Origin of the sequence: Syntrophus aciditrophicus SB, from assembly GCF_000013405.1 — a bacterium.
In the GTDB taxonomy this organism is placed as follows: domain Bacteria; phylum Desulfobacterota; class Syntrophia; order Syntrophales; family Syntrophaceae; genus Syntrophus; species Syntrophus aciditrophicus.
The window spans coordinates 2,475,992-2,496,026 of the sequence record NC_007759.1 but is presented as its reverse complement, the minus strand read 5'-3'; the positions used below and the strand labels follow the sequence as shown (position 1 = coordinate 2,496,026).

Below are 20,035 nucleotides of genomic sequence, written 5' to 3'. Positions count from 1 at the left end.
TTGCTGTTCTGTTTCCTGGAGAACAACTGCAATCGAAGATAAATCAAATTATATTGACTATTGACAGCATCTATCAATTTTATCTGACAACGTCATAAAAACATACGATAATTGTGTGCAATATTAACAGGTTGCATGATATGGCCAAAAGTTATCGACAATAAGACAACAATCAGAATTGTCTGGACTATATCCGGGTAATTAATATATATACTTTTTCCAGCCATTTTGCAGCTATGCTCGATCTGCCTGCTTTAACCCGCAATTGCAAAAAATATTCTGCCGAGATGACCGCGGACGGGGGGATTGTTTTCAACGAGGAGAAATCTTCTCCGATGAATGGATTCCTGTCAATGACGAGGGATGAAATTGTCAGGAAACAAAAGAGAAAGGAATAAAACAGAGCGATGAAAATGAAACTGGGGACAAAACTGCTGACAGGAGGCCTTCTGGTTGTTGCGATTCCCTTGATTGTGATCGGCATTGCCTCGATTTACATAGCGAAGGACAGCATTTCGACCATTGCGCATGACGAGATGGCGAATGTTTCCAATGCCTTGGCCAGCAACATCGATCTGGGGCTGACGGAGGAAATGCGTCGTTCCCAGGATATTTCTTTTTCCAACAGTGCAGTGGCTGCGGCAGAGAAAGTGGCGAAGGCAGGAAAAGAAGACAGCCAAAGTGAAATCGCCCTTGTACAGCGGGAACTTACCAGGATTCGAGAGGCCGCTGGAGACCGCTATGAAACCATCGTTCTGTTCGGAACGGACGGGATTGTCTTCGCAGATGCTGTTCAGGGCAGGGATCACGGGATTGATGCCTCGGATCGGGATTATTTCAAGAAGGCGATGCAGGGGAAGTGCAATTTGAGTGACGTGGTCAGGTCCAAGGCCACGGGCAATCTGATATGCATGGCCGCCTGTCCGATTTTTTCTGAAAAAAGCAGGAAAATTGTCGGCGTGGCGGGTTGCGCGATCAACGTCAGCTTCCTGACCGAACTGGTGGATAAGGTAAAGATCGGCCAGACAGGGTATTCCGTACTCCTGAACAGGGAAGGGGTGGTGCTGGCTCATCCCAACAAGGAAAACATCCTTACACTGAATTATAAGAGCCTCAAGGGCAAGGGAATTGACCTTCTTGGTAAAAAAATAGCGAGTCAGGAATCTGGCATGGTGGAGTATGAATTCCAGGGGGTGGATAAGGTGGGTGCTTTTACCAACATAAAAACCACGGGCTGGACGGCTTTCACCTCGATTCCACGTGATGAACTGTTTAAGCCGGCTGTCTTCACCGGGAATCTCATTGCCGTTGTCGGTTTCATCTCCCTGCTTCTGGCTGCAGCCTTTTTCTATTTCTTTTCCCGCAGCCTGACCCGGCCGCTGGAGAAGGTGGTTTCCGCGGCGGAGCAGATAGCCGAAGGCGATCTCAGTGTGCAGATTTCAGATGAGAACCGCCAGGATGAAATCGGTATGCTGGCGCGGGCCTTCATGAAGATGACGCAGTCCCTGCAGGAGAAGGCCGGGGTGCTTCAGCAGATAGCCGCCGGGAACCTCACGGTTGAGATGAAGACCCCTTCTGACCGGGATGTCATGGGCAAGGCCTTCGCCGCCATGATCAGCGCCCTGCGTGCCGAGATGCAGAGCATCCGGGAGGCGGTCAATGTCATTGCCTCTTCGGCCACACAGATTTCCGCATCGACGACGGAACTGGCCTCTGCAGCCAGTCAGACGGCTTCGGCGGTCAGCGAAACCACGTCGACCGTTGAGGAGGTCAAACAAACCGCTCATCTGTCGACCCAAAAGGCAACGCATGTCTTTGACAGCGCACAGAAGGCCACGGAGGTCTCTCAGCAGGGCCGCAAGGCCATCGATCTGGCCGTGGAAGGAATGAATTTCATCCGGACTCAGACCGATTCCATTTCTGAAAGCATTGTGAAATTGAGTGAGCGCAGTCAGGCTATCGGAGAAATCATTGCCACCGTTAACGATATCGCGGACCAGTCCAATCTGCTGGCGGTCAATGCGGCCATCGAGGCGGCCAAGGCCGGCGATCAGGGGAAGGGGTTTGCCGTGGTCGCTCAGGAAGTGAGGAACCTGGCGGAGCAGTCCAAGCAGGCGACATCGCAGGTCAGGACCATCCTGAATGAAATCCAGAAGGCCGTAGGCGAGGCCGTGATGTCCACGGAGCAGGAGATCAAGGCCGTGGAGGCGGGGATGAGGCAGACCTCCGAGGCGGGAAATTCCTTCCGTCGTCTGTCGGATACGATTGAAGAGTCGGCTCAGGCGGCGACCCAGATTACCGCGTCCAGCCAGCAGCAGCTTGTGGGGATGGACCAGGTTGTGCTGGCGATTACAAACATCAATCAGGCCAGCTCACAGAATGTTGCCGGGGCTAAGCAGGTGGAGACCGCGGCTCAGAACCTCCATGATCTGGGACAGCAGCTCAAGCAGCTTATTGATCGATACAGGCTCTAAAAACAGGTCAAGCAGGAAATTCCTCATGGGGTGAAAATTGGCCGGCAAAGCTCTGCATGTTAAACAGGAGTTCGATTGTCTTCCAAAAATTCATATCATAACCCTGTATCCGAAGCGTTGCCTTCATGCAGAACAGTCAAAATCAACGAGTGCAGAAAAAATCCAGCCGATTCCAGCCTATTAATTTTGCTGCATGGCGCTTTAAATCCAATTGAACAATCCCGAGGCTTCCGGATGTCGAATAAGCATAAAACCTTGGCAATTTCTTTATGTATGCATCAGGTCAGGGAAAAGTTATAGCCTTTTTCCCGAAATAATCTTAAACAGGCATCTACGGCAACACAGTCGTAAAAAATCCCCCTGTTCTTCTCGATTTCTTCCAGAGCCAGATCGAGGCCCAGACCGGGACGATAAGGTCTGTGGGAGGCCATGGCTTCCACCGTGTCGGCAACAGAAAGAATGCGGGCCTCGACGAGAATGTCATCTCCTTTCAGATTTCTTGGATAGCCGGAGCCATCTATGCGTTCATGGTGCTGGTAAATAATATCCGCCAGCGGCCAGGGAAAATCCACATCCTTCAGAATCTCGAATCCTTGTCTGGGGTGTTCTTTAATCAATGTAAACTCGATATCGAACAGTTTTGCCGGCTTGCACAAAATCTCCGACGGGACGAACAGTTTTCCGATGTCATGAATGGAACCGGCCATGCGGATGGCGTCGATTTTTTCCTGGGACAATCCCATCTCCCCTGCTATTGTAGAGGCAAGGTCCGCGGTCCGGCGTTGATGACCGGCCGTATAGGAATCTCTCGCCTCTACTGCCGACACCATGACCTGAATGGCACCCGCAAAAGCCTTCTTCAGATTATTGAGGGTAAGTTCAAGGGTCTCCTCTGCCAGTTTGCGCTGAGTCACTTCCGTCAGAAAGCTTACGTGGCATTCCCGTCCCTTGAACAGGGTTTTAGAACCGCTTGTATCAGCGTAAAAAACGGTGCCGTCCTTCCGTAAATAGGGAATTCCGGAGGAAATCTCTCTTTCGCCCCGTACCTGGAGCTCGAATTCGATTACAGCGCAGTCAAGAAAGTTTCTCGGGTGGATGTCCGCTAAACCCAACCGCAGCAATTCTTCCTCGGAATATCCGAGCATCCGGCAGACCGCCGGATTGGCAAACGTAAAACGCTTCGTTTCCATATCGGTGGCCAGGATGCCCTGCGTGCTGCCCATGAACAGCACCCGGTACTGCTCTTCCGACTCCCGAAGCCTGCTCTCCGTTTTGATGCGGTCTGTTATGTCCCTCAGGATCACCTGCAATGCACGCATCCCTTCTCCTGCCAGAGAGGTGACAGTGAGCTCGGCGGTCATTCTGGATCCATCGCGGCGCAGAAAATCGAGTTGATTGTTTTCCATGCAGGAAGGATCGCTGAGGCATCGGTGGAATGACCCCTCGAAGGTTTCCCGATAATCAGGCGCGAGCAGTTCACTGAGTGTCCTGCCCATAAGTTCTGTGGAATCCCGATACAAGAGCATCCGGCGCAGAGCGGGATTGACGATCTGAATGGTCCCGTTTTCAGCAAGAACCATCAAGCCGTCAGGGAGGGCGTTGAACAGTTTTTCCTGGATGACTCGTTCTTCATGCAGACGATGTCGGCGGTGGCGATTGAGCCGTGTGATGTTGCGGACGCGTGCCTGAAGTTCGGCGCGGTCGAAAGGTTTGGAGATGAAATCATCAGCGCCGATTTCAACGCCCTTCCGGCGAACTTCGGCCTCATTCAGGGCCGTTACCATCATAATCGGAACCTCAGCGATCAGGGGGGTCTTGCGGATACGACGGCAAACTTCGAACCCGTCCATCCCCGGCATCATCACATCGAGCAGGATCAAATCCGGATTGATTTTCTTTGCTAATTCCAGCGCTTCATGGCCGTTCGTCGCGTAGCTCAATTCATAATCATAAGATTTCAGCAGGGCGCCGAGCATCCAGCGCTCCTGGGGCAGATCATCGACAATCAGTATCCGGCTGGTTAGATCCATATGGCAAATCCACTTGAATTCATGAATGATCTCTTTCAAACTGTGTGAGGGGATGAAGACAAACTCTCTTTTTTCCGTGATTCAAAATCCAGCCTTTTTTCTCGCAACAAGTCCTTTCCTGGAGAGAGCCTGAAAGAAAAACAGAGTCCGATTTGTTTGAACTGGATTTCGGCTTTGGTAATAATGCTTCAGGACGAGAGTGATGGCTGCCGGAGTTCTGGTGAAGATTATCTTTAAATATCAATATCTTATGTTGATTCATCAACATTCCTTGTTGATAACTTCACCTGTTTCTGTGGAAAGGGCTGCCGAACCTGTAAAAATTAAACGCGGTTTAGCGGATTGCCTAAAAAGCAGGCATTATTCAACCTCATAAGATGACATATTTCAAGTATAAAACAATACGGATTGGTTGCGGGGTTTATACCACTCATAAACTGGGATTGTCGAATATGGGATTAAATGGGATTGCCTGGGATACGTAAAATTGCAGTTGTTCATTTCCATATTTTCGGGCCCGATTGTTTATCGGAATTGTTGATTTCTTATTGACGTATAGATTTGTATAGATGCGAGTGCTCAGTCGGATTTCTTTCGGCAATAAGCAGCAATGATCATTGAAAAAAACAATATTCTCCCGTTATTCAGGGCTGACGATGTGAATGACTGAAACAACATTTCCGGCAAATACGGCATGAAAGAAAAGGCCTTGAAAAATAAGCGGTAAATTCCAGTTCGGAAATGACATGTCCTATTGAATTAAATCCAGATATTTCATGATGCACTCTACGCACTTATCAACACCGATTTTCCCTGTATCCATAGAAATGTCATACTGTCTTGCATCCGTCCAATCCTTCCCTGTAAATTTATAATGATATTGCTCTCTTTCCCCGTCGCTTCGGGTAATCATTTCCCTGGCCTCTCCTTCTGATACATCATGAAGCTTCTGCATGCGGCCTTGTCGGAAAGTCATGTCAGCATGCAAAAAAATACTGACATGGTTCGGATTGTCACGAAGGACATAAGAGCCGCACCGTCCGATAATAATCGCGGAACGTTCTTTAGCAATGCGCGCTATAATTTCGCTTTGGATTTTGAATAATTTACTGTCTGACAGGCCGCTGATTGGTCTTGGAATATTGGCAACGGGGGGGATTGCATGTGACAGCAGGAATGACCGTAAAAATGAACTTATTTTTTCGTCGTGTGATTCAAGGTCTTCCTTCAATACGGAAAGCTCTTTGGCGGCCTCGTCGATGATTTCACGATCTGCATAAAAAACACTCAGGTTTTTCGCAAGTTGCTTTCCAACATATGCCCCTCCAGCTCCCAACTGGCGGCTGATGGTTATTACCAACGGCGCTGTTTTTTCCATTTTTCCCTCTCTTTCCTCAGGGCCGGCCAATGCGGTCGGGGGTGTTTCATTGATCAGATTTCGGAACAAGTCGACACTGTGTTCAGCGACTTTCCCCTCCTTGGTTTTCTGATAAGGTGCGCTGGTGATGAGTTTGATCCCTTATAGACTTCAGATTGTGAGTATAAGGCAAGCGTTTTTGACGGTCAACATTTAACTGGTATAAAAACAAGTCACAAAATATAACAGAAAGTGTTGTTAATCCCGGATCTGAGAAACTGATCTTTATTCAGGACGATTTTATCCGCCAAGTCAGCTTTTGCGGATGTCGTTAAGGCAGGTCACTCCTTAAGAACTCAATGAGTAGAAGTGCCATAATGAAATGTGCGAATTCCTGAGATACGGGAATGATCCAGTTTTTTCAGCTTGCAGGTTTTTTATTGACATGGATCTGTGGTTTCTCTATTCTGCACTGCTCAAGAAAAATCCTATGAACGCGTTTACAGTCGCTGGAGCCACTGAACGCATTGCCTTCATCATTCAATGACCAGAATTCTGATCGTTTACCATTCACAGACCGGACACACAAAGCAGATGGCTCAGGCCGTATTTGAAGGCGCGAAAGCCATTGCGGATGTCGAGGTTAATTTAAAGACAGCCGCCGAGGCCACTTTAGAAGACCTTTTGGCATGTGATGGCCTTGCCGTAGGCACGCCCGAGAATTTCGGCTACATGTCCGGAATGATCAAGGATTTCTTTGATCGGACGTATACAGGCGCACAGGGAAAAGTCTTTCGCAGGCCTTTTGTGATCTTCATCAGCGCAGGCAATGACGGAACAGGAGCGCTTCGCGCGATTGAACGCATCGCCCTTGGCTACAAATTCAAAACGGTCTTCAAACCGGTCATCGCCAGAGGAAAAATCACAGAGGAAATCCTCGAACAATGTCGTGAACTGGGCGGAACGCTGGCCGCCGGGTGTTCGATGGGGATTTACTGATCTTGTTCCACATCGACACGATTGACAGGGTTTCCTGTTTCCTCGCGCATCACGTGCTTTGGCCGCATTTCCGGGATTCTGCGCCGTAAAGTCCCACCGGACAGGGCTGGTAAAATAATTTGTTTGTTACTTGCTGATTTTATTTAAGATATTTATTGACTTTTTGCTCAATGGCCTATACATACTGGTTCAGGTCTTTATGTACTGTGTAACTGCCGTGGTTAGTGAAGAAAAACATTTCTATGGAGGAGAAAGGTCATGAACAAAGGTGATTTGGTTGAGGCAGTAACAAAAGTTGTCGGGAAAAAGAAGTTGGCGCAGGAGACCGTTGGATGTGTTCTTGATACAATGACAGAAGCCCTTAAGAAGGGCGAGTCCGTAACACTCATTGGCTTCGGTACGTTTAAGGTAATGAAGCGATCAGCCAGAACCGGGCGAAATCCGCAGACAGGGAAACCGATCAAAATCAAAGCTAAGAAGGTCCCCAAGTTTACGGCTGGTAAAAAGCTGAAGGAAGCTGTGGCAAAAAAATAATATAGGCTGTTTGAAAAAAAGGGCTTTCCATGTTCATTGGACTGGAAAGCCCTTTTTTATTCCTTCTGATTTCAACAACTCACTGTGCTGGTAATTCATTCAAAACTGCTGCCTGAAGCGCCCTGTTTATCAAAATAGAAAGTTGAATTACGCGCTACCCTCAGGGAGTTGAGTCCTATCCTGAAGCCGTCCGGAATCGAATCCTCTTTCCCCACGAAATCAGGATTGAGTTTTATAAAATTTTCTTACCGGCTAAGTAAGGGAAGATATGGCCCTGTCATCAAATTTTGGATCATCCTTTGTCCCCAGATATTGCTTTGATAAGAACATGCATGCCCTGGCATCGCCATTTATTGCCGCATTCCATATCCTTTTCCGGTTCTCCATTTCGCGGAGCAATTCCTGACGCCTTGCTTCCATCCGCTTCGCTTTTCTGGCTTGTGACTTCATCGCTACCCCCATGATTGGAATCGAATAGTTTCAAACGTTTAGATCATGGTTCTGAAACCTGTTTTTTATGGGCAGTGCATAATCAATTATTATTATGATAATTTAAAACGCTTGAGACGCAATACCTGTCGATTGCGGGAATTATACCAGTGATAAACTGAAAGATGGTAATTCGATACGGTTGGTCAGGCTATTATGATCAAGCTGTTGTAAAGTCTCGAAACGATCCATCATATCATTTCCATGTTCCGAAAAAAGCTTACAGATGGCCAAACAAGCCCGTATTGAGGAAGCAATATACGGCACACAAGCATCATTTGCATTCACTGTAACCGCATATACGGCAGACGGCGCAGCCGCCTTCGTGCTCCACAATCCCGCCGCACTCCGGACAGGCGCCCTTGATCACGGCAACGCTTTCGCTGACTGCGTCATAGCCGTTTGCCTCCATATGAGACTGAATGGCTTTTGCCACGGCGTCGGCACAGGATAAAATCTTGTTGTCGCCAAATCCGGAAGGGGAGTGACAGGAAATGCCCTGCAACTGCTTGATTACCTGCCTGCCTGAAATGCCGCTGCGCCAGGCCAGGGAGACCATGCGTCCGATGGCTTCGCTCTGGGATGCCGCGCAACCACCGGCTTTCCCCATTGTCGTAAACAGCTCGAATAGACCGGAGCTGTCCTGATTGACCGTTACATAAAGCGGTCCGCAGCCGGTCTTCATTTGATAGGTCCAACCCTGCAATGCCTTCGGACGCTCACGTTTGACAAGCTTACTTCCCTCGGGCATGCTTTTCTGAACAGGCTGTTCACGCTCTTTTCCCGTCGAAAGGACCTGGTTGTCCCGGGAACCGTCACGGTAGATCGTGACTCCCTTGCAATCCAACTGATAGGCCAGTCGAAAAACCTTGGCAACGTCATCGATGGTTGCCGTGTGAGCAAAGTTGACGGTTTTGCTGACGGCGTTGTCCGTATACTTCTGGAAGGCAGCCTGCATGCCGATGTGCACTTCCGGAGATATGTCATGAGCCGTTACGAAAACAGCCTGGATGTCCTGCGGAACCTCGTCGAGATCACGAATCGTGCCGCGTTCGGCAATCTTCCGCATCAGTTCCTTCGAGTAGAACCCTCTTTCTTTTGCCATGGCTTCAAAAAAGGGATTTATTTCCAGCAGGATATCATTGTCCATCACCTGACGTATGTAGGAGACGGCAAAAAGCGGTTCTACGCCGGATGAGGCGTTGGCGATGATGGAGATGGTTCCCGTTGGCGCGATGGTTGTGACGGTCGCATTGCGAATTGGTGCTTTTCCCTGTTTGTCGTACAGGGACTCCTTGAAATTCGGAAACGGACCCCTCTTCTTCGCCAAAGCGTGCGACGCATCATGACCTTCCGTGTTGATGAATTTCATCACTTCTTCGGCCAGTTCGAGGGCCCGGTCGGAATTGTAAGGAATGCCGAGCTGAATGAGCATATCGGCCCAGCCCATGACACCCAGACCGATTTTACGGTTGCCGAATGTCATCTCCGCAATGATGGGCAGGGGGTACTGATTGATTTCTACGACATTATCCAGGAAATGAACGGCAAGATTGACGACGTCGCGGAGTCTTTTCCAGTTGACTTCACCGTTTATCACCATCTTTCCAAGATTGATCGATCCCAGGTTGCAGGATTCATAGGGCAGGAGTGGCTGCTCTCCGCAAGGATTCGTTGATTCGATCACTCCGATATGGGGCGTCGGGTTGTCGCGGTTCAGGCGGTCCAGAAAGACGATTCCGGGCTCGCCGTTTTCCCATGCCTGGGCAACAATCCGGTCGAAGACCTTTCGGGCATTCAGGGTTCCGATGACCTGACCGTCCCGCGGGTTGACGAGATCATAATCCTGATCCGCTTCTACGGCGGCCATGAAGACTTCTGTCAGCCCTACGGAGATATTGAAATTATTCAACTGGTGCTTATCGGCCTTGCACATGATGAAATTCATGATGTCGGGATGATCGACGCGCAGGATGCCCATGTTGGCGCCCCGGCGTGTGCCGCCCTGCTTTATGGTTTCCGTTGCGACGTCAAAAACCCGCATGAAGGAGATTGGACCGCTGGAGATTCCCGTCGTCGTTAAAACCACGTCATTGGCGGGGCGAAGGCGGGAAAAGGAGAAACCGGTTCCGCCGCCGGACTTGTGAATCAGGGCAGTGAATTTGACGGCGTCAAATATGTCCTCCATGGAATCGCCGACGGGAAGAACAAAACAGGCGGATAGCTGCCCCAGTTCCCTTCCCGCATTCATCAGGGTCGGAGAATTGGGAAGAAATTCCAGGGCGGTCATCATCCGGTAAAACTGGTCAGATAGTCCGGCGGTATCTGCCTGATCATTGAATATCCGGTCCGCGGCGGCAATCGTATCGGCAACCCGTTTGAACATCTGGGAGGGTGTTTCCAAAGCGTTTCCATCCCTGTCTCGCTTCAGATAACGTCTTCCCAGAACCTTGATCGCATTATCGGTCAGTGAAGAAATATCTATGCTGGAAGTTCTTTTTTTCATTTCGGAATCGCTCCTTGTGAATTGCAGAATCATTATTGTTCTAAAAGTACAACATCTTGTGTGAGGGGCCTTTATTGACAACAATATATGGAAGATGTCAAGGGGAATTTGTGCTTCTCGAATTGTTTAAAGGTGTTATCTCATCCGCCGATTTTCTGTTGACAGGAAACGGCGCTTTCCTTATCTTTTATGCTTGAAGTAAGAAGCCCTTATCAAGTTTGTTATTGCAACAGGCATTGCACCGGTCGGATTCAGAAAAGAAATTCAGTGATCAGGAGGATGAAATCGATGTCCAAAGACATGCTGGAAAAGGGAGCCATTGTTCAGAGGGATAAAGAAACTTTTGCCATCGCTCCGCACATTCCCGGAGGAATTATCGACCCCGCGGGGCTGAGAAAGATCGCGGATGTAGCTGAGAAATACAACGCGAAAGCGCTGAAGATCACTTCCGCCCAGCGCATTGCCATCGTGGGAATCGACCCTCAGGATATCGACGGCGCCTGGGCGGATCTGGGAATGTCCCCCGGAGCAGCCATCGGCCTCTGTGTCAGAAGCGTCAAGATCTGTCCCGGCACCACCTTCTGCAAGAGGGGGCAGCAGGATTCCGTGGGTGTAGGGCTGAAACTGGACGAGATCTATCACGGCATGCAGCTTCCCTGGAAATTCAAGATGGGTGTCTCGGGTTGTGTTAATTCCTGCGCGGAACCGGCGATCAAGGATGTGGGCCTGATCGGAACCCCCAAGGGCTGGCGGCTTCTGGTCGGCGGATGCGGCGCCGGAAAACCCAGAATCGGCCAGATGCTGGCAGAGAACCTGTCCGATGAAGAGGCCCTGTCGCTCATCGAAAGGGTTGTGAACTACTACAAAGATCACGCCAAGAAACAGCGCCTTGGCGAGTTTATCGAAGAGATCGGCTTTGATAAGTTCAAACAGGAAGTTTTACCCTGAAAAGAAGCATAGTTCCGACGCCGACGGATATTCCACGCACCGCCGGCGTCGGAATCATTTCCCGGCCGGATTTTTCTCCTTTTCTTTTTTCTATCTGACCACTGCCGAATGGGTAACAGTTTCGACGAACTCCGTCGGAAGCAGTGCTTCCCCTTTTTGCTTGCCATAACCGGTCCTTTTATCCGAGAGTTTATTATGATCAGCGAAGTTTCCTCCGGAGGAGCATGATGCCGGACCACGACAATAACCCCCTGCGCAGGGAAACCCTGTGCTATGAAGAATTCGGCAATCTTTACCTCAATATAACGAACCGGTGCAGCGCCCGTTGCATCTTCTGTATCCGGAATTTCAGTGACGGTGTTTACGGTTACCGACTCCGCCTGTCCCGGGAACCTTCTGAAGAAGAGATTCTGCGGGAGCTTGAACATTTCGACCTCAAGAAATACGGGGAAATTGTTTTTACTGGTTTCGGTGAACCGACCTGCCGGTTGGACACGGTTCTGCGCATCACGGAATGGCTGCACAAAAGAGGAATTCCGGTTCGGCTGGATACCAACGGGCACGCGGCACTGATGTACCCCGGAAGGGACGTCGTGGCGGAATTGAAGGCTGCGGGTCTTGATGCCGTATCCGTGAGCCTGAATGCCGAATCGGAAGAGAAGTACAACCGGTTGTGCCGGCCCGCTTTTGAAGGATCATACCCTGCACTTCTTGAATTCACGAGAAAGGCTGTCATGGCGGGCCTCCGAACCCGCATGACCGTGGTCGAACAGCCGGGTATCAACATCGGAGAGTGTGAAAGAATAGCCACCGGGCTGGGGGCTGCCTTCAAGGTAAGGTAATTTTGGGAATGCCAATCTGATCGAGGAGGAAGCCATGTCGGATTTATTGTTTCCTGTTCCGGAATCGTGGGCGAAATCGGCTTGGATAGACAACGATGTCTACCGACGAATGTATGAGCAGTCCATCAGTGATCCCGAAGGATTCTGGGGGGAACAGGCCGGGCGGCTCGATTGGTTTCAGCCCTGGATGAAGGTAAAGGAGGGGTCATTTGACGGCGATGTCCGCATTCGGTGGTTCAGCGGCGGAAAGCTGAACGTCAGTTATAATTGTCTGGACCGCCATCTTGTCGGGCGCGGGGATCAGATTGCTCTCCTCTGGGAAGGGGATGACCCGGCGGTGAGCCGGTCTCTCACCTATCGCCGGTTGCATGAAGAGGTGTGCAGGTTCGCCAATGTAATGAAGTCCCTGGGGCTCCGACGCGGAGATCGCGTAACCATCTATCTGCCGATGATTCCCGAGCTGGCTGTGGCCATGCTGGCCTGCACCCGGATCGGCGTGGTTCACTCCATCGTGTTTGCCGGCTTTTCGCCTGAATCCCTGAGAGAACGCATCCGGGACTGCCAGGGGAGGGTGGTGATCACCGCCGATGAAGGTCTGCGCGGGGGCAAGCCGCTCCCCTTGAAAGAAAATGCCGATGAAGCCGTGGGAAAATGCCCCTTTGTCGAAAAGGTGATCGTGGTGAGGCGTACGGGAAGTCAGATCCCGTGGACGTCGGGACGCGATTTCGATTGGGAGGGGCTCATGCAGGAGGCTTCCGCCGACTGCCCGCCGGAAGAGATGGATGCCGAGGACCCCCTTTTTATTCTCTATACCTCCGGGTCCACGGGAAAGCCCAAGGGCGTGCTTCATACCACTGGAGGCTATCTTTTGTTCACGGCCATGAGCCACCAGCATATCTTCGATTATCACGATGGCGACATCTACTGGTGCACTGCGGACATCGGCTGGGTGACGGGACACAGCTACACCATCTACGGCCCGCTGGCCAATGGGGCTACCACGGTCATGTTCGAGGGCGTCCCCAATTACCCCGACTGGTCCCGCTTCTGGCGTATTGTGGACAAGCACGGGGTCACGATCCTCTATACCGCGCCGACGGCCATTCGCGCCCTGATGCGCCAGGGTGACGAGCCGGTCCGGAAGACCTTCCGAAAAACCCTGCGGCTTCTCGGCACCGTCGGGGAGCCCATCAATCCGGAGGCTTGGCTCTGGTACTACAATGTCGTCGGAGAAAAACGCTGTCCCATTGTCGACACCTGGTGGCAGACGGAGACCGGCGGAATTCTGATCACACCGTTTCCCGGCGCCATGGCCCTCAAACCGGGTTCCGCCGCCCGGCCGTACTTCGGAGTGAAGCCGGCCATCATGGATTCCGAGGGCCGTTTCCTGGAGGGAACTGGAACGGGCAATCTGGTGATCACCGAGCCTTGGCCGGGGATGCTGAGGACGATTTACGGCGATCATCAGCGGTTTCTCGATACCTATTTTTCGACATACAAAGGGGTCTACTTTACCGGCGATGGAGCGCGCCGGGATGAGGACGGCGACTACTGGATCACGGGGCGGGTCGACGATGTCATCAACGTATCCGGGCATCGTCTGGGAACCGCGGAGGTCGAGAGCGCACTTGCCGCCCATTCCGCCGTAGCCGAGGCGGCGGTCGTCGGATTTCCTCATGAGATCAAAGGGCAGGGCATCTATGCCTACGTGACCCTGAAAACGGATCGGCAACCTTCGGATGCGCTGCGGAAAGAGCTTGTTTCGTGGGTGAGAAGGGAAATCGGGGCAATCGCCGCACCGGACTTTATCCAGTGGGCGCCCGGATTACCCAAGACCCGGTCGGGAAAGATCATGCGGCGGATTCTCCGCAAAATCGCCGCCGACGACATCGCCGATCTGGGCGATACCACCACCCTTGCTGAACCGGCAGTGGTTGACGATCTCCTCAAGGGGCGGTTGGCGGCAGCATGGGAATAAATTTTTTTGAAAAGAAGGTTTTTCAGAAAGATACAAAACATGGGAAAGAGACAAAGGCCTGTACTGAGTTCGTCTTTACGACGGAGAAAGGAAGAACGGTTTTCCAGGAAAAGCGCGGATATCACTGTTCCGCTGAATCCTGTGAACAGGCGGCGGGTCATCCGCGAGCTGCAGGCTGCCCGGATTGAGCTGGAAAAGAAGGATCAGGAACTGATGCGAGCCCCATCAAAACTGAATGCTTCACAGGAAATGTTCCGGGATCTTTACGATTTTGCACCCGTGGGATATCTGAGCCTCAACCGCGGCGGGGCAATATGCAGGATCAATTCTTCCGGCGCGGGTCTTCTCGGGATGGAGCGTATCCTGCTGATCAATCGACGATTCGCTTCTTTCGTTGCCGATGAGGACCGTCCCATCTTCGATGCTCTCCTTGCTGGAATCTTTGAGAGTAAGGAAAAAGCTGCGTGTGAAGTGACGCTGCTGAATGTGGAAGGTTCCCAAATTATTGTGATGATCGAGGCGATGCTCTCCAAGGACGAAAAGGAATGTCATGTTGTGCTGGAGGACATTACGGAGCGGAAAAAGATGGACGTGGCTCTGCGGAAATCGGAAAGAAAGTACCGCACCATTTTTGAAAACACCGGCACGCCCATGGTTATTGCCGACGAGAATACGATCATCCATGAGATCAATTCAGAATTCGAGCATCTGTTTGGTTATTCCAGGAACGAATTAGTGGGATGCAGTTGGGAAAAGCTTGTGCTGAAAGAGGATCTGGAACGGTTGATGGGATATCATGAACAGAGAAGCATCGATCCCGAGGCGGGTCCCAGGAACTATTAATTGAATTTCACCGGGAAAATATCAGGGCAAAGCTGGGCTTGAAGAATAAAAAAGGGAACTTGTGGGTGCTGCTGCGTTCCTTTTCATAAACAGAGACCGCAGCGATTCATTTCATTATGCTTCAGATCGTGAGGAGTCACTCTCGTCTCTGAAAGGATAAAGATCCGTCATTAATCCCATTTGATAAAGATCCTGGCATAAACGCTCCACTCCCTTTCTCTCCTGAGCCAGGTATGTGTTGAAAATTAAATTGACTGCCAGAAGCTCCAATCCCGTGGGTGTGATATAATATTCGTCATGACCTATCCGTAAAAATTCACCACGGGATTCGTCATCCCATCTCAGGAGGGGTTTGATGATCGCTTTTACGGCGCGGTGATTTCCCCTCAAATACTCGTTCGCAATATAACGACTGGTACTTAGAAATCTGCCTCCCATGATTGTTCATCCTCTTCGACATTCCAGAAAGAAAACCGCCTGATCCGCCGTCAGGCGCGAAATGGTTCCCGAGTTCCTGCCTTCATCTTCCATCATATTGCAAAGAAGAGCCTGTCTCCTGTTTATTCCACCGATCTTTCTCGTCCGTTAAACTGCCGATCGTCTCCCTCTCTTCCCGACGCCTTCCTTTTCCTTTGGATTTCTCCTCACTGTTTACTTCAATCCTGCTCTATAATAACGCATAATCAGGGAAAGTTAAAAAAGTATGAATACTGAATATATACGGAATGTGCCTCAGGTAAAAACTGTAATTTTGAAAGAGGTTCGGTCAACCTGACCGGTTGATCTGTTGGGGAACAAGACGATGCGGCTTGATATGGGGAGCCATTTCGAAGACGGAGGCAGGACCAAGACATTCATAGGCATAAATACTGACAATGCCAAATAAATGAAATTCTTCTGACTTTCCGGATCACTTCATGATATCAAGGGATCATGAATAAGTATCCCTTGAAGTCGGAGCTGTCCGATAAATTTCCATTTCATAGCCTTGTCGTGCGTCCCATATTTCCAAGTGAGTGGGACGTCCGGGACGGGTTCATGTCAGAGCACCATTAGCTGGGATTAAAATCTTTGGTCTGTTCATCGATCCGCTATTTGGCCACGATGCAGGATCATTGGTTGGCCTTCCATGGTGGGCCATTATTTCAACAATTGGAAGACTGCTTGGAACTATTCTTCTGAGTGTCAGCGGGAATTGTGCTCGAAACAATAAATATTTGACGTTGCTGGAGATTGTCGCTGTAAGCAGCATTCTTGTGCTGGCGGGATACCTGTATCGGGACAGGTTGCTGGAGCTGTTGAGAAAAAGCAAATAACGGCAGGAGCGCCTGGTGAAATGCAAAAGTGGTTTTGCAGCATTCATCAAGTCTTCGTCGAGGGGGGGGAACATTCCCATTTCTTTGTAGATTGGGCGTACGATCTTCCGGATATCCGGGAGTTTTTTGTAAAAAAGAACCGTTCCCAGGAGGCAACAGGTCCCGCAAATTACGAGTGCTGCAGGCGCCCCGATATGTGATGCCATCAACCCTGTAAAAAGGCTTCCGAAGGGAGCGACGCCCATAAATGAAACAGCAAACAGGCTCATGATACGCCCTCTCTTGTCTTCTTCAACAATCGTTTGAAGAATTGTATTGCTGGAGGCCATTTGTACCATGAGGCCGAAGCCGATTCCAAACATCATCAGTATTGAAAGCAGAAGAACTTTCGAGAGGGAAAAAATGATCACGCCGATTCCGAAGAGTCCGGAGGAGAAGACGATCAGCCTGCCCAATCCGATGACTGATTCCCGCGATGCAAGAAACAGCGCTCCTATCATGGCGCCTACTCCGGCAGCTCCTACGAGGAATCCCAGGCTATGAGGACCGCCCCCGAGGATATCCCGGGCGAACACAGGAAGAAGCACCGCATAGGACATTCCCATGAAGCTCATCAAGGAAAGCTGCATGAGGATGTATCGAATAGGAATGGAGTTGCGAACGTAATGATATCCTTCTTCCAGCCCTACCTTCAGATAAACTCGTCGAGATCGGACGATCCTCGTGGGAATTTTCATGGCCAGCAGGGCGGGGATAACGGCGAGGAAGCTGATCGCATTGATTAGAAAACAGATTCCTTCCCCGGCGAAGGCGATGATCATTCCGGCCAGGGTTGGTCCGATGAGTCGGGCGCCGTTGAAAAGAAGGGAGTTTAACGCAATGGCATTTCCCAGATCTTCCTTACGTTCCACCATTTCAACAACAAAGGATTGCCTGATGGGAACATCGAATGCATTGACGATTCCCAGAAATAAACTCAAAATAATAAGATGCCAGACGGTTATGGCCCCGGACAGTGCAAGAACTGCAAGAATGGAAGCCTGAACCATGGCGAGACACTGTGTAGCGATAACCAGATGGTATCGATTCCATCGGTCCGCATAGACTCCCGCGACAGGGGACAAAATGAAAGAAGGTATCTGGCTGGAAAAGCTTATAATTCCGAGAAACAAGGGAGACTCGGTCAGGCGGTACACCAGCCAGCTCAAGGCGAGCTGCTGCATCCAGGTGCCGATGAGAGAGATCCCCTGACCAACGAAAAAAAGACGGTAATTCCGATAACGCAAAGCCCGCATAACGAATTTCATTTGCTGGCTTGGTATTCTCCTGTTCATTGTTGAAAATTTGCGTCAGGAAAGATTGCCTTTACAGATCCTGACACCTTCCTGTTTACTATTGCTTCTTGAAACATTCATCACGACCCCTCCTTTTTGATGCTTCCGTTCCTGAAAAACAGCGGAGACAGGTAATGGACGGCAAGACCGGCCAGAAACCCGTAAGCCATGTTTGTTGCCAGGGAAACAAGCAGGGTTGTCCCCAGAGGAATCAGGTCCTTACCGATGGCTACATCCCTTGCGAATTTCATGAGTTCGATCCCGACCATGAACATCATTGCGCCGATAATGGCCCCGGGAAAGACGGAGAAAAGGCCGGCGATGGACGCGGACAGGAACAGGCCAAGGAAAATTTCGATAAGTCCCTCGATAATGTTGGCTCCACCCGTGCGCGCCCCGAAATAGTATTGCCCGGCCAAGCCGCCCGCGCCATGGCACATCGGCATTCCCCCCAGAAAAGGCAGAATCGTGTTCATGATTCCCTGATTCCAGGAAAGCTTTCTTACCGTAACCGTTTTATTCGGCCAGTAGGCTGAGATGAGGGCGGCTGTGGCGATGGTTGCGTTGGTGATGGTCAGGGGGAGCTGGGCAAAACCGGCCAGAAGCAGGGTATCCCAGACCTCCTGAAAGGTGAACGTCGTAAAAGGTGGAAGCTTGAAACCCGGTGCGGCGATGTTTCCGAGTTCTCCTTTTACGGCCATGACGACAATTCCCAGAACCATCAGAACCACAGCCGCCGGTGCATGACGATTTTTCCGCAGAGCAAGAACGATCAGGATGGAAATGATGCCGAGAAACCAGCCCGTAGACAGCAGTTTCGCCGCTTCGACAGCCAGCATAAGTCCCAGCGCCACCTGAATGCCACGAATGACGGAAGGCGGCGTCAGTCTGGCCAGCCGTTCCACCAGGCCTGTGACCGCGAAGAGCAGCCAGATCAAACCCATGCCGAAACCCGAGGCGTAGATCATGGAGGGAGTCCATTTCTGCGCGATGGCTGCCACAGCCAGCACCTTCATCGGTTCGATGGGCATGGGAAGACGGTAAACAAGGCCGGTGACAATGTTTGCCAGTCCCATCATGACCAGAAAACCGGCCGGATCGAGGCCGCAGACATAGATGTAGCCGATGGCCAGGGGGAAGAGGGTTCCGAAATCCCCCATTGCTCCTCCCAGTTCGCGAAGATTGAATTCAAATGATTTGATCTTCATATTCTGTCGGGAGTCCTTTGATATTTTAGAGACAAGCTGAGAAGAAACCCGATGAAAGGAAGAATCGCTATGGATTTCAGAGCGAAGGGCACCCCGAAGGAATCGGCGATCACTCCGAGCAGCGTGACACAGAAGCCGCCCGCTCCAATGGCGAAGCCGACCATCAGCCCGGAGGCAATCCCGAGATTGCGGGGCAGCAGACGTTGGGCCATGACGACGGTGACCGTGAAGGTGGAGATGAGGATCATGCCGAGAAGGCCGAGAACGGCGAACAGGAAAATGCCCCGGGCAACGAAAATAAGGGGCAGTACGATGGAGGCCAGGAGCATGGAAAGGGTCAGGTAGCGCTGGTGTCCCCAGCGGTCGGCCAGGGGTGAGCCGCCCAGTGTGCCGAAAACCCCGCCCATCAGAAAGACGGACACGAGCGCCCCGGCATGAAGGGGATCCCCCTGGAGATAGTCTATGTAATAAAAGGGAATGTAACTCATCAGCCCCATTTGAATCCACGAGCGCATCATCACGATGCCGACGAGGATCAATAGGGATAAGTACGTTGTTCCGGCTATTTTATGAGGAGTTTCCTGAGCGGGCTTTTTGTCGACCCTGCCTGAGGTAATTTTATCCCAGTAAAAAAAGAGGATTACCGGGAACAGCAGGGAAGGCAGCATGATTAAAGGCAGTGAGGAAAGACCGAAATATTTAACAACGAAAATCGCGATCAGGGGTCCCAGGGCGAATCCCAGATTTCCGCCCACTGAAAATATGGCCATTCCTGTAGCCCGTTTTTCCCCTGTAAAATAATAGGCGGTCTTATATCCTTCCGGATGATAGGAGGCAACCCCGAGTCCGCTGATAACGACCAGCCCGAGCACGACAATGTAGCTTGACGGTATGGCCAGGAGGGATAAACCGAGCCCGGAGCAGAAACATCCCAGGGGCAGGAGGAGAGGTTTGTCCTGTTTGTCCGATAGAAAGCCGAGCAGAGGCTGAATCAGGGAAGAGGTGAAATTGGCCGTCATCAGGATGACGCCGGTCAGGGTGTAGGAGAGGGAAAGGCTCTCTTTAAGGAACGGCAGTATAACAGGCAGCGCCCCTTGATAGATATCCGTTACCAGATGGCCCAGAGAAAGAAGAAGGAGAATCTTGAAGTTAAATCTTCGCATTGCATATTAACCTC

General features: G+C 50.9%; 14 protein-coding genes. 7 read left to right on the top strand and 7 right to left on the bottom strand.

The window, feature by feature from the left end:
* The first annotated feature begins 407 nt into the window (after positions 1-407).
* On the top strand, positions 408-2,474 hold the full coding sequence (locus SYN_RS15415) for a methyl-accepting chemotaxis protein (protein ID WP_011418365.1): 2,067 nt from the start codon (positions 408-410) through the stop codon (positions 2,472-2,474).
* A 278-nt stretch (positions 2,475-2,752) separates the two neighbouring features.
* Here SYN_RS15415 and SYN_RS15410 read toward each other — a convergent pair whose 3' ends face one another.
* Positions 2,753-4,504, bottom strand: coding sequence for an HD domain-containing phosphohydrolase (locus SYN_RS15410; protein WP_148202571.1), 1,752 nt, complete (start codon positions 4,502-4,504; stop codon positions 2,753-2,755).
* Positions 4,505-5,255: 751 nt separating this feature from the next.
* The gene (locus SYN_RS11675; protein ID WP_148202570.1) at positions 5,256-5,882 is read right to left on the bottom strand and encodes a cytidylate kinase-like family protein; all 627 of its coding nucleotides are present in this window, start codon (positions 5,880-5,882) and stop codon (positions 5,256-5,258) included.
* Between the two features lie 522 nt (positions 5,883-6,404).
* On the opposite strand from SYN_RS11675, the gene SYN_RS11670 reads away from it, so the two are divergent.
* Positions 6,405-6,860 (top strand): flavodoxin family protein, encoded by a 456-nt coding sequence (locus SYN_RS11670; protein WP_011418360.1) that lies wholly within the window; start codon positions 6,405-6,407, stop codon positions 6,858-6,860.
* Between the two features lie 258 nt (positions 6,861-7,118).
* Positions 7,119-7,394 (top strand): HU family DNA-binding protein, encoded by a 276-nt coding sequence (locus tag SYN_RS11665; RefSeq protein WP_011418359.1) that lies wholly within the window; start codon positions 7,119-7,121, stop codon positions 7,392-7,394.
* A gap of 763 nt (positions 7,395-8,157) precedes the next feature.
* Here the strand turns inward: SYN_RS11665 and SYN_RS11655 are convergent.
* Complete coding sequence (locus SYN_RS11655; protein WP_011418357.1) at positions 8,158-10,389, bottom strand: vitamin B12-dependent ribonucleotide reductase; 2,232 nt, start codon at positions 10,387-10,389, stop codon at positions 8,158-8,160.
* Between the two features lie 288 nt (positions 10,390-10,677).
* Here SYN_RS11655 and SYN_RS11650 point away from each other — a divergent pair, with 288 nt between their 5' ends.
* From SYN_RS11650 to SYN_RS11630, 4 genes are all read left to right on the top strand, one after another.
* Positions 10,678-11,337, top strand: coding sequence for an NAD(P)/FAD-dependent oxidoreductase (locus tag SYN_RS11650; RefSeq protein WP_041585060.1), 660 nt, complete (start codon positions 10,678-10,680; stop codon positions 11,335-11,337).
* A 227-nt stretch (positions 11,338-11,564) separates the two neighbouring features.
* Positions 11,565-12,179, top strand: a complete 615-nt coding sequence (locus SYN_RS11645) for a TatD family nuclease-associated radical SAM protein (RefSeq protein ID WP_237671346.1) — start codon at positions 11,565-11,567, stop codon at positions 12,177-12,179.
* A 34-nt stretch (positions 12,180-12,213) separates the two neighbouring features.
* Positions 12,214-14,157 (top strand): acetate--CoA ligase, encoded by a 1,944-nt coding sequence (gene acs, locus SYN_RS11640; protein WP_011418354.1) that lies wholly within the window; start codon positions 12,214-12,216, stop codon positions 14,155-14,157.
* Between the two features lie 39 nt (positions 14,158-14,196).
* Positions 14,197-15,000 (top strand): PAS domain-containing protein, encoded by an 804-nt coding sequence (locus SYN_RS11630; RefSeq protein ID WP_083756493.1) that lies wholly within the window; start codon positions 14,197-14,199, stop codon positions 14,998-15,000.
* Between the two features lie 114 nt (positions 15,001-15,114).
* Here SYN_RS11630 and SYN_RS11625 read toward each other — a convergent pair whose 3' ends face one another.
* The 4 genes from SYN_RS11625 to SYN_RS11610 all read right to left on the bottom strand — a co-directional run bounded on the left by SYN_RS11625 (position 15,115) and on the right by SYN_RS11610 (position 20,021).
* Entirely contained in the window at positions 15,115-15,438 is a 324-nt protein-coding gene (locus tag SYN_RS11625) for a hypothetical protein (protein WP_011418351.1), read from the bottom strand.
* Positions 15,439-16,036: 598 nt separating this feature from the next.
* Complete coding sequence (locus SYN_RS11620; RefSeq protein WP_202943562.1) at positions 16,037-17,623, bottom strand: MFS transporter; 1,587 nt, start codon at positions 17,621-17,623, stop codon at positions 16,037-16,039.
* A 107-nt stretch (positions 17,624-17,730) separates the two neighbouring features.
* Positions 17,731-18,858: a putative sulfate/molybdate transporter gene (locus SYN_RS11615; protein WP_011418349.1), complete on the bottom strand. Its 1,128-nt coding sequence runs from the start codon at positions 18,856-18,858 to the stop codon at positions 17,731-17,733.
* Positions 18,855-20,021, bottom strand: a complete 1,167-nt coding sequence (locus SYN_RS11610; RefSeq protein ID WP_011418348.1) for an MFS transporter — start codon at positions 20,019-20,021, stop codon at positions 18,855-18,857. The genes SYN_RS11615 and SYN_RS11610 overlap by 4 nt, the downstream gene beginning before the upstream one ends.
* Between the last annotated feature and the right edge of the window lie 14 nt (positions 20,022-20,035).